General features: G+C 42.5%; 14 protein-coding genes. All 14 read left to right on the top strand.

All coding sequences use genetic code 11. The features are described from left to right. The first annotated feature begins 28 nt into the window (after nucleotides 1–28). The 14 genes from ACDC99_RS05700 to ACDC99_RS05635 all read left to right on the top strand — a co-directional run bounded on the left by ACDC99_RS05700 (nucleotide 29) and on the right by ACDC99_RS05635 (nucleotide 15431). Entirely contained in the window at nucleotides 29–379 is a 351-nt protein-coding gene (locus ACDC99_RS05700; protein WP_022315983.1) for an NADH-quinone oxidoreductase subunit A, read from the top strand. Beyond that, complete coding sequence (locus ACDC99_RS05695; protein WP_022315982.1) at nucleotides 370–1110, top strand: NADH-quinone oxidoreductase subunit B; 741 nt, start codon at nucleotides 370–372, stop codon at nucleotides 1108–1110. The genes ACDC99_RS05700 and ACDC99_RS05695 overlap by 10 nt, the downstream gene beginning before the upstream one ends. An 18-nt stretch (nucleotides 1111–1128) precedes the next feature. Further along, nucleotides 1129–2700 carry an NADH-quinone oxidoreductase subunit D-related protein gene (locus ACDC99_RS05690; RefSeq protein ID WP_022315981.1) on the top strand — a complete coding sequence of 524 codons (1572 nt, stop codon included), beginning with the start codon at nucleotides 1129–1131 and terminating at the stop codon, nucleotides 2698–2700. 67 nt (nucleotides 2701–2767) lie between these two features. After that, on the top strand, nucleotides 2768–3853 hold the full coding sequence (nuoH, locus tag ACDC99_RS05685) for an NADH-quinone oxidoreductase subunit NuoH (RefSeq protein WP_044074523.1): 1086 nt from the start codon (nucleotides 2768–2770) through the stop codon (nucleotides 3851–3853). 19 nt (nucleotides 3854–3872) lie between these two features. Further along, complete coding sequence (locus ACDC99_RS05680; protein WP_044074524.1) at nucleotides 3873–4409, top strand: NuoI/complex I 23 kDa subunit family protein; 537 nt, start codon at nucleotides 3873–3875, stop codon at nucleotides 4407–4409. Between the two features lie 14 nt (nucleotides 4410–4423). Further along, the gene (locus tag ACDC99_RS05675) at nucleotides 4424–4948 is read left to right on the top strand and encodes an NADH-quinone oxidoreductase subunit J family protein (RefSeq protein ID WP_370756134.1); all 525 of its coding nucleotides are present in this window, start codon (nucleotides 4424–4426) and stop codon (nucleotides 4946–4948) included. Between the two features lie 2 nt (nucleotides 4949–4950). Beyond that, nucleotides 4951–5259 carry an NADH-quinone oxidoreductase subunit NuoK gene (gene nuoK / locus ACDC99_RS05670; protein ID WP_370756132.1) on the top strand — a complete coding sequence of 103 codons (309 nt, stop codon included), beginning with the start codon at nucleotides 4951–4953 and terminating at the stop codon, nucleotides 5257–5259. A gap of 6 nt (nucleotides 5260–5265) precedes the next feature. Beyond that, nucleotides 5266–7281 carry an NADH-quinone oxidoreductase subunit L gene (nuoL, locus tag ACDC99_RS05665; protein WP_022315976.1) on the top strand — a complete coding sequence of 672 codons (2016 nt, stop codon included), beginning with the start codon at nucleotides 5266–5268 and terminating at the stop codon, nucleotides 7279–7281. Between the two features lie 5 nt (nucleotides 7282–7286). Then, on the top strand, nucleotides 7287–8771 hold the full coding sequence (locus ACDC99_RS05660; protein ID WP_042517173.1) for a complex I subunit 4 family protein: 1485 nt from the start codon (nucleotides 7287–7289) through the stop codon (nucleotides 8769–8771). 17 nt (nucleotides 8772–8788) lie between these two features. Continuing rightward, nucleotides 8789–10219, top strand: coding sequence for an NADH-quinone oxidoreductase subunit N (locus ACDC99_RS05655; RefSeq protein ID WP_022315974.1), 1431 nt, complete (start codon nucleotides 8789–8791; stop codon nucleotides 10217–10219). Between the two features lie 171 nt (nucleotides 10220–10390). Next, entirely contained in the window at nucleotides 10391–11197 is an 807-nt protein-coding gene (locus tag ACDC99_RS05650; RefSeq protein ID WP_370756129.1) for an SGNH/GDSL hydrolase family protein, read from the top strand. Between the two features lie 53 nt (nucleotides 11198–11250). After that, the gene (locus ACDC99_RS05645) at nucleotides 11251–12729 is read left to right on the top strand and encodes an MBOAT family O-acyltransferase (protein ID WP_044074528.1); all 1479 of its coding nucleotides are present in this window, start codon (nucleotides 11251–11253) and stop codon (nucleotides 12727–12729) included. 19 nt (nucleotides 12730–12748) lie between these two features. Further along, nucleotides 12749–13807, top strand: a complete 1059-nt coding sequence (locus ACDC99_RS05640) for a DHHW family protein (RefSeq protein ID WP_288767857.1) — start codon at nucleotides 12749–12751, stop codon at nucleotides 13805–13807. 94 nt (nucleotides 13808–13901) lie between these two features. Next, a complete protein-coding gene (locus tag ACDC99_RS05635; protein ID WP_082027855.1) occupies nucleotides 13902–15431 on the top strand; it encodes a DHHW family protein in 1530 nt (509 codons plus the stop codon). Nucleotides 15432–15445: the final 14 nt, after the last annotated feature.

Genomic DNA, 15445 nt, shown 5'->3' with positions numbered 1-15445 from the left:
GTCAAATTTTTTATTTAATAAAATATTTATGTATTTTATCCTATTTATTACCGTTATCTTGACGGCAGTTGTATTGGTTGTAGGAGCGTATGTAGTTGCGAAACTCATTGGCCCTAGGTCGTACAACCCAGTGAAGGGACAGCCTTTTGAGTGCGGTATCCCAACGCGCGGCACATCATGGGTGCCAATGCATGTGGGTTACTACCTCTTTGCCATTCTCTTCCTGATGTTCGACATCGAGACAGTGTTCCTATATCCATGGGCTGTGGCAGTCAGCAAGTTTGGTCCAATGGCTTTGTGTAGCATTGGATTCTTCCTCTTAGTGTTGGTGTTTGGCCTTGCTTATGCTTGGCGGAAAGGAGCGTTGGAATGGAAGTAAGAAAACCCGTTATCAAAAGCATTCCTTACAACGAGTTTAAGGACAATGACACTCTTGAGAAGATAGTAGACCAACTTCATGAAGGCGGTTGCAATGTGGTGCTCGGTTCCCTTGATCAGGTGATCAACTGGGGAAGAAGCAACTCGTTGTGGTCGCTCACATTCGGTACCAGTTGCTGTGGTATCGAATTCATGTCTGTGGGTTGTGCGCGCTATGACTTCTCGCGTTTCGGATTTGAGGTGACACGAAACTCTCCACGTCAGGCAGACCTTATCATGTGTGCCGGTACTATCACCAACAAGATGGCACCGGTATTCAAGCGTCTTTATGATGAGATGGCTGAGCCAAAGTATGTCGTTGCCGTCGGAGGATGCACCATCAGTGGCGGACCTTTCAAGAAGAGCTACAATGTAGTGCGTGGTATCAATGAACTCGTGCCTGTTGATGTGTATATCCCAGGCTGTCCTCCACGTCCTGAGGCAATTCTCTATGGTATGATGCAGCTCCAGAGAAAGGTTAAGATCGAGAAGTTCTTTGGTGGCGCTAACCACAAGATGACAAAGGAGGAGAAGGAACTTTCAATGAGCAAGGGAGGTCTCCGTGGATTGAGCAACGAGAACCTTCAGGATTCTCAGAAGCTCGGACATCCGGAGCCAATCATCGTGACTGATGTTCCCGCTGATTTCAAAGTCGGCGACCTCGCTGATTCTGAGAAAAACCAAACTGTATAATATAATAAGGTATAAGACATGAAACTGAATAATATAGAACTCACTTTCGAAAACTTCGCCAATGAGATGGCCAAGCTGAAGAACGAGAAGCATTTCGATTACCTTGTTACTATAATCGGTGAGGACTTCGGTGAAGAAGGTCTGGGTTGTATCTACATTCTTGAAAACACTCAGAACAATGAGCGTTGTTCCGTAAGGACAATAGCCAAGAAAGTGGATGGTAGCGATGTTATCCCTACCGTAACAAACCTCTGGAAAGCCGCAGACTTACTTGAGCGTGAGGTATTCGACTTCGTAGGAATCAAGTTCCTTGGACATCCAGACATGCGCAGACTCTTCTTGCGTACTGATTTCGTGGGACATCCATTGCGCAAGGACTTTGATATGAGTCCGGAAGCAAACAAGTTCCCTCTGACTGATGAGCCAGAGGACGATTTCACAGTAGAGTATTCACTCGACAAGGATGGTCATTTGGTGGAAACAAAGCATCGCTTGTTTGAAGAGGACGAATATGTAGTAAATATCGGTCCTAACCATCCGTCAACTCACGGTGTGCTGCGTTTGCAGACCGTTATCGACGGTGAGACTGTAAAACGCATTTATCCTCATCTCGGATATATCCACCGTGGTATAGAGAAAATGTGGGAGGGAATGACTTATCCTCAGACATTGGCTCTTACAGACCGTCTTAACTATCTCTCTGCAATGATGCATCGTCATGCTCTCGTGGGTGTGATTGAAGAGGCGATGGGAATCGAATTGTCAGACCGCATCCGCTACATCCGTACTATCATGGATGAGCTGCAGCGAATCGACAGCCACTTGTTGTTCTTGGGCTGTACAGCCCAGGACCTTGGAGCACTCACAGCATTCTTGTATTGCATGCGCGACCGTGAGCATGTGCTCAATGTGATGGAGGAGACAACTGGTGGCAGACTCATTATGAACTACTATCGTATCGGTGGTCTTCAGGCTGATATCGATCCTAATTTCGTTGAGAATACAAAGAAACTCTGCAAGTATTTGAGACCTAAGATTCAGGAGTATCTCGATGTGTTCGGAGATAACGTCATCACACATAAGCGACTTGAAGGCGTTGGTCCTATGGATAAGGAAAACTGTATCAACTATGCGGTGACTGGTCCTGCAGGACGTGCTGCCGGATGGAAGAACGATACACGTAAGCGTCATCCATACGATTGCTATGACAAAGTGAACTGGGAGGAGATTACCATGACAGGTTGTGACTCTATGGATCGCTATTATGTTCATATCAAGGAGCTTTATCAGAGTCTTGATATTATCGAACAACTTATCGACAACATCCCAGAGGGAGAATATTACATCAAGCAGAAACCAATCATAAAGGTTCCTGAGGGACAGTGGTATTTTTCTGTAGAGGGTGCAAGCGGTGAGTTCGGGGTATATCTTGACTCAAGAGGTGACAAGAGTCCTTATCGTATGAAGATGCGTCCGATGGGTCTTACTCTGGCAGGTGCTCTCGATTCGATGTTGCGTGGACAGAAAATCGCTGACCTCATCACAACCGGTGCGGCTATCGACTTCGTAATCCCTGACCTTGACAGATAATCGAAAAATGAATTAAGGGGTTGGAAACATTCGATGTATTCTAAACTCTAAAATCAAAATTTATATTATGTTTGACTTTAGTAACGTAACAATATGGTTCGACGCTCTTCTCCGCCAGACTATTGGACTTGGAGATTTCTGGTCGATCCTTATCGAGTGCATACTGGTTGGCGTACTTATTCTTGCAGGTTATGCCATACTTGCTATTTGCTTGATTTTCATGGAACGTAAGGTTTGTGCTTACTTCCAGTGCCGACTTGGTCCGATGCGTGTCGGTCCATGGGGTATATTCCAGGTTTTTGCCGACGTTCTGAAAATGCTCATCAAGGAGATTTTCACTGTAGACAAGGCTGACAAGCTGCTGTATTTCGTGGCTCCGTTCCTTGTTATCATTGCTTCTGTGGGCACCTTCTCTTTCTTGCCATGGAATAATGGCGCTGAGGTGCTGAACTTCAACGTTGGTGTGTTCTTGCTGACAGCGGTGTCAAGTATCGGAGTGGTTGGTATCTTCCTCGCCGGTTGGGCAAGTAACAACAAGTATAGTGTCGTTTCGGCTATGCGTGGAGCTGTTCAGCTCATATCTTACGAAATGTCTCTCGGCTTGTGTCTCATTACTGCAGTAATACTTACAGGTACAATGCAGGTGAGCGGTATCGTTGAAGCACAGGTCGGACCATGGAACTGGCTAATCTTCAAAGGTCATGTTCCTGCTATTATAGCCTTCCTGGTTTTCCTCGTAGCTGGTAATGCAGAAGCAAACCGTGGTCCGTTCGACTTGGCTGAGGCTGAGAGCGAGTTGACAGCCGGTTATCATACAGAGTATTCTGGTATGGGATTCGGTTTCTATTACCTTGCAGAGTATCTTAACCTCTTCGTGGTATCTGGAATCGCAACTACTGTATTCCTTGGAGGATGGGCACCTGTAAATATCGGTATAGAAGGTTTCGATGGAATCATGAACCTCATCCCTGGTATCGTATGGTTCCTTGGCAAGACTTTCGCCGTTGTTTGGTTGCTTATGTGGGTACGTTGGACTTTCCCACGTCTGCGTATTGACCAGATATTGAAACTTGAGTGGAAATATCTCATGCCGCTTTGTCTCATCAACTTGGTGCTTATGACTATCATTGTGGCATTTGGCTGGCACTTTTAAATAAGGAGTTTAAATAGATATGGAAGATAATAATAAATCATATTTTGGAGAAATTGGTTCTGCTGTAAAGACTCTCGCCATTGGTATGAAGACTACTCTTACTGAGTATTTCACCAAGAAGAGCACTGAGCAGTATCCTGAGAACCGCAAGACAACGCTCCATGTGTCGGCTCGCCATCGTGGTAGACTTGTTTTCTCACGCGACGAGAACCAAAACTACAAATGCGTTGGCTGCACATTGTGTGAGAAGGCTTGTCCTAATGACTCGATAAAGATTCTTACAGAGATGGTGGAGGACCCTGAGACGGGCAAGAAGAAACGCAAGTTGGTTGACTATCAATATGATCTCGGAGATTGCATGTTCTGTGAACTATGTGTCAATGCATGCAATTTCGGTGCCATTCATTTCACGAATGACTTCGAGAACTCTGTCTTTGATAGAGACAAACTCGTTCTTCACCTTGACAAGGAGGTATATACCGGAGGAAGCCTTCCTAACCTCATAGATGGTGGAGCTCCTCTTGAAATCGGTAAGTTTAACACCAAAACAAAATAAGGAGGACATAAGAAATGGCTAATATTATAATGTTTGGCATTCTTGCCGTAATAATTCTGGGTTCTGCTGTTATGTGTGTCGCTACAAAGCGTATCATGCGTGCAGCCACATTCCTGCTCTTCGTTTTGTTCGGTGTTGCTGGATTGTATTTTATTCTTGACTACACTTTCTTGGGTGCTGCCCAGTTGAGTATCTATGCTGGTGGCATCACGATGATGTATATCTTTGCTATTCAGCTCGTTAATCGCCGTACACTTCAGGGCTTGGTAGAGCATGTGAAAGGAAGCCGTGCCATTGGCGCTGCTCTTGTAACTCTCGCTGGCTTCCTTACAGTGACTATTGTTCTGCTCAAGAATGAATTCTTGTTCAGAGCATGTGAGGTTGCTGACGAGGAGGTTTCAATGAATGTCATTGGTGAGGCTCTTGTTGGAAGCGAGAAATACCAGTATGTTTTACCGTTTGAGTTCATTTCTGTATTCTTGCTCGCTTGCATTATCGGCGGCATCGTTGTGGCTCGTAAAGAAAAGGAGGATAAATAATTATGGTACCAGTAGAATGTTATTTTGTGCTTAGCGCACTTCTGTTCTTCATCGGCGTTTACGGATTCGTCACTCGTCGTAACTTGATAGCAATGCTTATCTCCATTGAGCTTGTGCTCAATGCTGTAGACATCAATTTCGCTGCCTTTAACAGACTGCTCTTCCCCGGTGAATTCGAGGGCTTCTTCATGACCCTTTTCTCAGTGGGCGTAAGTGCGGCAGAAAGTGCAGTGGCTATCGCTATAATTATTAATGTTTACCGTAATTTCCACAGCGATCAGGTGAACAGTATTGAAAACATGAAATATTAATAAGTTATGGATTATACATATTCATTGTTGATACTTCTCTTGCCATTGTTGAGTTTCCTCGTCATTGGCTTGCCCGATTTTGCGGGAAACAAGTATGCATGGTCGCATAAAACAGCCGGTCTTATCGGAACCTGTTCTATTGGATTGGTTACTGTGTTGAGCTATATCACAGCTTTCCAGTATTTCACAGCTCCGCGTTTGGCTGACGGAACTTTTGCGACATTAGTACCATACAATTACACTTGGTTGCCACTCGGTAATCTTCACTTTGATTTAGGTATCCTTCTTGATCCTATTTCAGTGATGATGCTGATTGTCATTTCCACAGTTAGCTTTATGGTGCACATTTATTCATTTGGCTATATGCATGGTGAGAAGGGCTTCCAGCGCTATTACGCTTTCTTGTCTCTCTTCACAATGTCAATGCTAGGACTTGTTCTGGCTACCAACATTTTCCAGATGTATATGTTCTGGGAGCTCGTGGGTGTCAGCTCATATCTTTTGATCGGATTCTATTATGGATTGCATGCAGCAGTTCATGCTAGTAAGAAGGCATTTATAGTGACTCGTTTCGCTGATATGTTCTTCTTGATCGGTATTCTCATCTTCGGATATTATACAGGTTCATTTAACTTCTCTTTCACTGGAACTGAAGTTCATATAGCAGAGGGAATGACTGCATTCACAACATGTGATGCTTCACGTGCTGCAGCCGCAGGAGGTTTTATTCTTCCTACAGCTCTCGTGCTGATGTTTATCGGAGGTGCTGGTAAGTCTGCCATGTTCCCACTTCACATCTGGTTGCCAGATGCTATGGAGGGACCTACACCTGTTTCTGCGCTTATTCATGCTGCGACCATGGTGGTTGCAGGAGTAGTGCAGATTGCTCGTCTGTTCCCTATTTGGATTGAATATGCTCCACAGGCAATGGAAATAGTCGTGTATGTAGGTGCGTTTACTGCTTTCTATGCTGCTGCTGTGGCATGTGCACAGAGTGATATCAAGCGAGTACTTGCATTCTCTACGATTTCTCAGATTGCCTTTATGATGGTGGCACTTGGCGTTTGCTTGCCAGGTCATCATGGTGCTGTTCTCGACAATCATGCTCAGCTTGGATATATGGCATCTCTATTCCATCTCTTCACTCATGCTATGTTCAAGGCTTGTCTTTTCTTGGGTGCTGGTTGTATCATTCACGCTGTTCACTCAAATGAGATGTCTGCGATGGGTGGTCTGAAGAAATATATGCCTATTACCCATGCCACATTCTTGATTTCCTGTCTTGCCATCGCGGGTATTCCATTCTTCTCAGGCTTCAGCTCTAAGGATGAGATTATCACTGCATGTTTTGAGCATTCTCAGTTCATCGGTTGGTGGATGACTGGTGTTGCCGCTATGACAGCGTTCTATATGTTCCGTCTTTACTATGGTATTTTCTGGGGTACAGAGAATAAGGAACTTCATGCTCATCACACTCCACACGAGGCTCCGCTGACAATGACCTTCCCATTGATATTCTTGAGTATAATCACCGTCGGCGTTGGTGTCTTCACTACGCTTGGTGGTTTCTTGGATTGGAGCTGGGCAAGCTTCGGTGAGATAGTAAGTGCTGCAGGTACTGCATATACAGTACATTTCGCTCCTCAGGTAGCTATCACTTCCACAGTAATTGCCGTTATTTCAATTGCTCTTGCTACATATATATATAAGGGTGAGAAACAGCCGATTGCTGACAAGTTGTATAAGACATTCCCTCGTCTTCATCGTTGGGCTTACAAACGTTTCTATATGGATGAAGTCTATATGTTCGTCACACATAAGATTTTGTTCCGTTTTGTATCTCGTCCGGTTCAGTGGATTGATGAGCATATCATCAATGGTCTCATTGATTTCAGTGCATGGGGTGCAAACGAAGCTGGCGAGAGTCTCCGTCCTTGGCAGAGTGGTGATGTACGTCAATATGCCGTTTGGTTCCTGACTGGAGCTGTTGCATTAACATTAGTATTACTTAGCATATTATAAGAACGATGAGTATATTAAGTATATTTGTAGTAATCCCAGTTTTGATGTTGCTCGGCCTTTGGGCTGCCCGTGACATCAAGCAGGTCCGTACGGTGATGGTCATAGGATCATCATGTCTGTTGGCAATGTCAATTTGGTTGACATTACATTTCATTGGAGAGCGCGCTGCAGGAAACACTGAAGAGATGATTCTTCAGTCATCTACAGTTTGGTTTGCTCCTCTTCACATCAACTATGCAGTTGGTGTTGACGGTATCTCTGTAGTGATGTTGCTTCTTTCAAGCATCATCGTCTTTACAGGAACTTTCGCTTCGTGGAAATTACAACCTTTGACGAAGGAATTCTTCATGTGGTTTACATTGCTTTCTACTGGAGTTTATGGTTTCTTCATCAGCATCGACCTTTTCACGATGTTCATGTTCTATGAGGTTGCCCTTATTCCTATGTATCTATTGATTGGTTATTGGGGATCAGGAAGAAAAGAATATGCAGCAATGAAGTTGACTCTTATGTTGATGGGTGGATCTGCACTTATCATCTTGGGTCTTGTTGGTATCTATTTCTTTAATGGTGCTTCAACAATGAACATTCTGGAGATTGCTCATAACAATCATATTCCTGATGCAGTACAGAATGTTCTGTTCCCATTCGTGTTCATTGGCTTCGGAGTGCTTGGTGCTTTGTTCCCATTCCACACTTGGTCTCCTATCGGTCACGGTTGTGCACCTACTTCTGTGTCAATGCTTCATGCTGGTGTGCTTATGAAACTTGGTGGTTACGGTTGTTTCCGCATTGCCATGTTCCTGCTTCCTCATGCGGCTCAGGATTTGGCTTGGATATTCCTTATCCTTACCACAATTTCTGTAGTATATGGTGCTTTCTCTGCATGTGTACAGACAGACTTGAAGTTTATCAATGCTTATTCTTCAGTCTCTCACTGTGGTCTTGTGCTTTTCGCACTACTCATGATGACAAAGGTATCTTGCACAGGTGCAATACTTCAGATGCTCTCTCATGGTTTGATGACAGCTTTGTTCTTTGCCCTTATCGGTATGATATACGGCAGAACACATACACGTGATATCCGCAAGCTCGGTGGTCTGATGAAGATCATGCCATTCCTTTCAGTAGGATATGTCATTGCAGGTCTTGCCAACCTTGGTTTGCCTGGTTTCTCTGGTTTCATTGCCGAAATGACAATTTTCACAGGTTCATTTGAAAATCCAGACACATTCCATCGTTGCTGTACGATAATTGCAATCACATCAATTGTTGTTACCGCGGTTTATATCCTGCGTACAGTAGGTTTCATCTTGTTTGAGAAAGTCAAGGATGAGCACTATCTCACATTGACAGATGCTACATGGGATGAGCGCTTTGCTGTTTGCTGTTTGATATTCTGTGTTGCAGGTCTTGGATCATTCCCATTGTGGGCTAGCAATGCAATTACAGATGCAGTGACACCAATTCTCCAAGTCGTTAACTTATAATTAATCAGTAGGACAAAATGGATTATAGTCAGTTTTTTAATATGATACCAGAGGCTGGCCTTATTGCAGTGCTGGTAATAGTATTCCTCGCCGATCTTATTCTGAAAGGTGAGAAGAAACATTCTGTGTTGAGCCTGCTGACAGGCGCTCTCTTCATTTGTCAGACAGCTCTCTGCTTCTATGCAGAACCAGCTTCTGTCTTTGGTGGATGCTATGAGTCAACTCAAGCAGCCAATGTTATGAAGATAATTCTTACAGCTGGTGCGTTCATCGTTCTGGTGATGTCACAGTCTTGGCTTGAGCGTGCTGACGTGAAGAACAAGGAAGGTGAATATTATGAACTCATCATTTCAACCCTCTTGGGTATGTATGTGATGATTTCTTCAGGACATTTCCTTATGTTCTTCTTAGGATTGGAAATGGCATCAGTTCCTATGGCATGTCTGGTGGCTTTTGACAAGTTCAAGAAGAATTCAGCTGAGGGCGCTGCCAAGTTTATCCTTACGGCAACATTTTCAAGTGGTGTAATGCTTTATGGTATTTCATTTATCTATGGTGCTGTCGGTACATTGTATTTTGGTGATGTAGCAGCACAAATCAGTGCTTCGCCACTGACAATTCTTGGATTGGTGTTCTTTTTCAGCGGACTTGGTTTCAAGATTTCTCTTGTTCCATTCCACTTCTGGACTGCTGATACCTATCAGGGTGCACCAACAGCAGTAACTGGTTATCTTAGTGTAGTTTCAAAGGGAGCTGCAGCGTTTGCTCTGATGACGATTCTTATGAAGGTTTTCGCACCGATGGTTGAGTATTGGGAATATCTTATGTATATAGTAATTCTGCTTACCATCACCATTGCTAACCTCTTTGCTCTCCGTCAGAAGGAGTTGAAACGATTCATGGCATTTAGTTCTATTTCTCAGGCTGGATACATAATGCTTGCTGTAATTGGAAACAGTGCTATGGGTCTTACAGCTCTCATGTACTATGTGTTGATTTATGTTGCAGCCAATATGGCAGTTTTCACTATTATCAATGTTGTAGAGACACGTGGAAATGGCAATACCAAGATGAACTGCTACGATGGATTCTATGGAACGAATCCAAAACTTTCGTTCTTGATGACCTTGGCGTTGTTCTCTCTTGCAGGTATTCCACCTTTCGCAGGAATGTTCTGTAAGTTCTTCGTGTTCATGGCAGCTGCTGAACAAGGTTCAACATTGGCATACCTTGTTGTATTCATTGCTTTGTTGAACACAGTACCAAGCTTGTACTACTATCTGAAGATTGTGAAGTGCATGTATATCAATCAGACCGAAACACCGTTGCCAACGTTCAAGAGTGACAACAATACTCGTTTTGCTCTTGCACTTTGTACTATAGGCATATTACTGTTTGGTGTTTGTAGCTGTGTTTATGATTGGCTGGCACAAGCAGCAGGAATGTGATTTATTTGATATAATAAAAAATGATGTCAAATTCAATATTGGATTTGGCATCATTTTTTTTATTGTTTTTTTTTGACATATTTTCAATTGTTTATTCTTATGTCAAAAAAATACATTACCTTTGCCAACCGTTCAGAAATAATTATTTCGAGTTAAACTAGTAAACAAATAATGAACATCCCTATAAGGTTTCTTTTACTCTTTTGTGTGTTGATTTGCAAGAGCTGTCTGCTTTCGGCTGTTAATGGACATGACTTGAATATTGTGATTCTTGGAGATTCAAACACCTCTATTGGTGGAGATGATTGTACGAACCCTAAAGGTTGGTCAAAATGGTTTGCAGATAAAATTTCTCCCAAGACATGTAAAAGCTATGCAAGAAGTGGTGCTACTTGGACGAATACTGTCAGAACCCGCTATGACATAGTAGAAAACACACAAGTCCTTTCAGACAACAATGTGATATTCAATCAGATGAACAGATTGATAACTGCTTGTGATAACCAACAGCAGCCTTCGCCAGACCTGATACTGATTGCTGCAGGTACAAACGACGCATGGTTTAACAGTAAGCGTCCTGGGATATTTTCGAAAACAGTAGAACAGGCATTCGGTACACCTAATACATTTAATGCACCTCAGAAAGTTTCTTCTGTAGTGTCTTTAGCAGGTTCCGTCAAATTGATTTGTGAGAAACTGATGTCCCGATTTCCTGATGCCCAAATAGTGCTCCTTTCACCTATGCAGACTACGAAAGCATCCTATGATATTATCAATAAAGTTGGAAATATTCTTGAAGAATGTGCCCATCGTATGTCAATTCCTATAATTAGGCAGGATTATATTACAGGTGTGTATTCTTCCAGAGAGATGAATGGCTATTTTTTGACAGTTGATGGCACTCATACATCAGAGAGAGGTGCTCGGCGAAACGGATATCTCATTGCCAATCATATTACTTCCTTGTTGTGCTATTAATTTACTTGTTTTAGTTTTCACGAAATCTTTTTCAAACATAATAATCTCAGCAAATGATATTTTCTGATCTCTTTTTTCTCTTCGCTTTCCTTCCGGCTTTCTTTCTATGTTATCTATTGGCAGCGGTCGGTGATAAGGAACTGTTTTCAAGTAGAGTTTCTGCTTTAGACCCGTCACAAATGGCATGTAGAAATGTTCTCAAGAATGCTGTTCTTGTTGTTTTCTCGTTGATTTTCTATGCATGGGGTGAACCAGTCTATGTGTTCCTTATGCTTTTCAGTTCTTTGATAAATTATATATCAGGTCTAAATATAGCTGGCAGGATGCAGTCAAGACGAAAGACTGCACTCGTTGTGGGTATAAGCTTAAACCTTTTGATGCTCGGCATATTCAAGTATCTTGGTTTCTTTGCGGGAATACTTTCTGATTTGGGGATGAATATCAAGGTCCCCAATATAGCTTTGCCTATAGGTATCAGTTTTTACACCTTCCAGTCTATTTCGTATCTTGTAGATGTTTACAGGAACGAATCTCCTGTTCAGCGTCGTTATCCAGACCTGTTGCTTTATATATCAATGTTTCCACAACTTGTTGCCGGTCCAATTGTGCGTTATGGTACAGTGGCAAATGAGATAGCCAATCGTCGTGTCAATAGCAGGGACATTGCAGATGGCTCATACCGCTTCCTTATCGGTCTTGGGAAAAAGGTCATCTTGGCAAATCAGCTTTCTGAGATTTCTGACCAATTCCTTGTCAATGGTCTGAATGATTTAACCACGACAGGAGCTTGGTTGGGTATCGTAGCGTTTACATTCCAGATATATTTTGACTTCTCTGGTTATTCTGATATGGCTATCGGACTCGGCAGAATGTTGGGTTTCCATTTCAATGAGAACTTCAACCATCCTTATTGTTGTGATACTATAACTGATTTTTGGCGTCGATGGCATATTTCGCTAGGTAGCTTTTTCAGAGATTATGTATACATTCCAATGGGAGGAAACCGTAAACATCAGGCCGTCAACATCCTTGTCGTATGGTTCCTTACAGGAATGTGGCATGGTGCGAGTTGGAACTTCATCATTTGGGGCGTATATTTCGGCATAATAGTGATGACGGAGAAATACACTCTGCTGAAAGTTAAGGACAACATACCATCTCCCTTGCTCCATTTATATAGCCTGTTGCTTGTAGTGATAGGATGGGGAATATTCTATTTTGATGATTTCGGCAGAATGCTCGTCTTCTTCAAGAGTTTCTTTGGAGGAGGCAAAACGTTTGATAGCTTTGTCACTCACAGCGCTTTTCTCGACCATTTCTGGATATGGGTAGCAGCTATAGTGTTCTCAATGCCGTTGCGCAAGACCGTCTCCTCTTTTGTGCTTCATAGACAAGAAGAATCATCGGTTCCCTCTGTTTACAATGCCATGTCGCTCATTGTAAAGACGGTATTCTCCGTTGTTATGCTTGTTGTATGTGCTGCACTACTCGTTGGTGCAACTAACAATGCCTTTATTTACACTCGTTTTTAATGATGAAATGATATATCAAATGAAAAGAATAAGACTAATCTTGCTTCTGTCTTTTGCTGCATGTTCAATAATGCCAGTGTTTTCACAAATTCAAAAGCAAGAATCCCAATATTCCAATGCGGATACAATTAATGATGGCTCCAAATATGAAGTACGCAGAGCGCGTGCCGGCATAATTGTAATAGACAACGGAGCCGAAACTCGGGCTTTCGAACCCTTTGGCGGAACACAAGTTGGAGCAATGTCATACGCAGAGATGGTAAACAGTTATAAGCAGGCATTTGGTGATAGCGTTGCGGTTTATTGTATGACAATTCCCAATGCAGTAGCTTACTATTGTCCTGAAGAACAGCGCTCATGGACAAATAATGAGAAGTCCGTTCTTGATAAGCTCTATGCAAACCTCGATAATACAATAATACCGGTGAAAATCTACGATGAGTTGGAATCTCACAAAAGTGAGCCTATTTATTCCCGTACAGACCATCATTGGGCTCCATTAGGTGCATATTATGCATCGCGTTGTTTTGCAAATGCTGCAGGTGTGAATTTTAGGCCCCTTTCATCCTATGATGCCAAGACGGTGCACAACTACGTAGGAAGTATGTACACCTTCTCTAAAGATATTGCCGTTAAGAATGCACCAGAAGATTTCGTCTATTATATGCCTCAGGGAATAGACTACAAGAGTTGGTTTATCAATTATACGTTGAGTAAAGGCAAGACGGTAGGTGAAAGTGCTCCTATTGAACGAAACTTCTTCATACATTATAAAGACGGTAGTGCCGGCGCATATTGTACCTTTATGGGAGGAGATACCCGTACTGTCAAGGTAGTGACAGGAAACAAGAATGGAAGACGGCTTATGATATTGAAGGACAGTTATGGAAATGCACTTCCTGCATATCTATTCTATGGCTTTGAAGAAGTGCATGTGGTAGATTTTCGTTATTTCCCTCACAGTATACGTAAATATGTTGCTGACAATTCAATAACAGATGTCTTATTTGCCAATAACTTGATACACGCTTGTTCGCCATCTACGACAAGGAAATATCTCAATATGCTGGCCCGATGAATGGAGGCTGGCTGTCGCTATTTAAGTAGGGTGACTTGCTTGAAAATGATTTGTAAGACAATTTGCTTATACTATAACAATATCAATTACATATATGACTAACGAGAGTTCAAAGAAATATTCAGCAGTATACATCGTTTTAATGAGCATTGCTTTCTTCTCAATAGCATTGGTCTTTAATTTCTTTCCTCGCAGTAAGGTGTCGGAATTGGAAAAAAGAGAACTTGCCGCTTTTCCAAAGTATACGGAAGACGCCTTGTTGAGTGGTGAGTTTACCAAGAAAGTCTCATCATGGTATAGCGACAGTGAACCATACCGTGATGTGTTGATGCAACTCAGTATGACGATAAAAGACATTATAGGTATAGCCCCGACAGAAAACAATGTCAGGTTTCATGCTGCAAAAACAACTGTGCCGGCAGATGACGAATACGATGATGCGTCGGATAGAAATGTTGGAGCATATAAGAATGAAATAACCGCTGACGATAATGCCAAGATTGCCAATGCCGGTATAATTGTAGTAGGAAAAGGTGATAAAGTCAGGGCGTTGATGGCCTTTGGCGGTAGCTCAAGAGGAGGTGGCCAATATTCTGAGGCTGCAAACAAATACAAAGAGGTTTTCGGTGATAAGGTACATGTTTATTGTATGGTGATACCTACAGCCGCGGAGTTCTATTGTCCAGACAATGCCCTTTCATGTACTCGTCCTCAGCGTCCGACCATTAACCATATATATTCTCAGCTTAGTCCGAAAGTGAAGGCCGTTGATATATATACTCCACTTGGCCAACATGCAAAAGAAGACATATATTTGCGTACTGACCATCATTGGGCACCTCTTGGAGCCTATTACGCCGCTCAGAAATTCGCTCAGGTCGCTGGCGTTCCTTTCAAGCCCCTCTCTAGTTATGAGCGTAAGGTCGTGCATGGATATGTAGGTAGCATGTATGGCTATTCAAACGACATATCTGTCAAGAATGCCCCAGAGAATTTCGTCTACTATGTGCCGAAGAATGTAAAGTATACCACTACATATATAGATTATACTGTGGATAAGAATTATCATGTTACTTCAGTAAGTAAACCTTACAAGAGCATATTCTTTTACCATTATAAAGATGGAAGCGGTGGAGCATACTGTACCTTTATGGGTAGTGACATGAGGATCACTCAGGTCAGGACGGGAATGAAGAACCATCGGCGCCTGATGATTCTGAAGGACAGTTTCGGCAATGCCATTCCTGGTTATCTCTTTTACAGTTTCGAAGAGATACATGTTGTAGACTATCGCTATTTCGGTCGTAATATGAAGAAATATGTGGAGGAGAACAAAATAACGGATATTTTGTTTGCCAATAATATCTTCAATGCTTATTCTCCTAAGATATACAAGCGTTATCTCAATTTTTTGACGCAAGGTGACAATGTTCTGGTTGCTCCTGCGACTAAAAGTAAGGCCGCAGTCAATGCAAAAGAAAAAACAACAGAAAATGATGCTCATGACAAAATGCCTAATGAAAAGCGACACAAGGAAACTGTTCCTGTTTCAGAAGGTGAGCCTAAAGTAGAGACCAAGTCTTCACATCAGGCAACGCCCAATGAAAAGGGGGATAAAGAATGAAAAACAAACAGGAC

The organism is Prevotella pectinovora (assembly GCF_041323955.1).
Classification (GTDB): Bacteria; Bacteroidota; Bacteroidia; order Bacteroidales; family Bacteroidaceae; genus Prevotella; species Prevotella pectinovora.
This window is presented reverse-complemented; position numbering and strand designations above follow the sequence as displayed.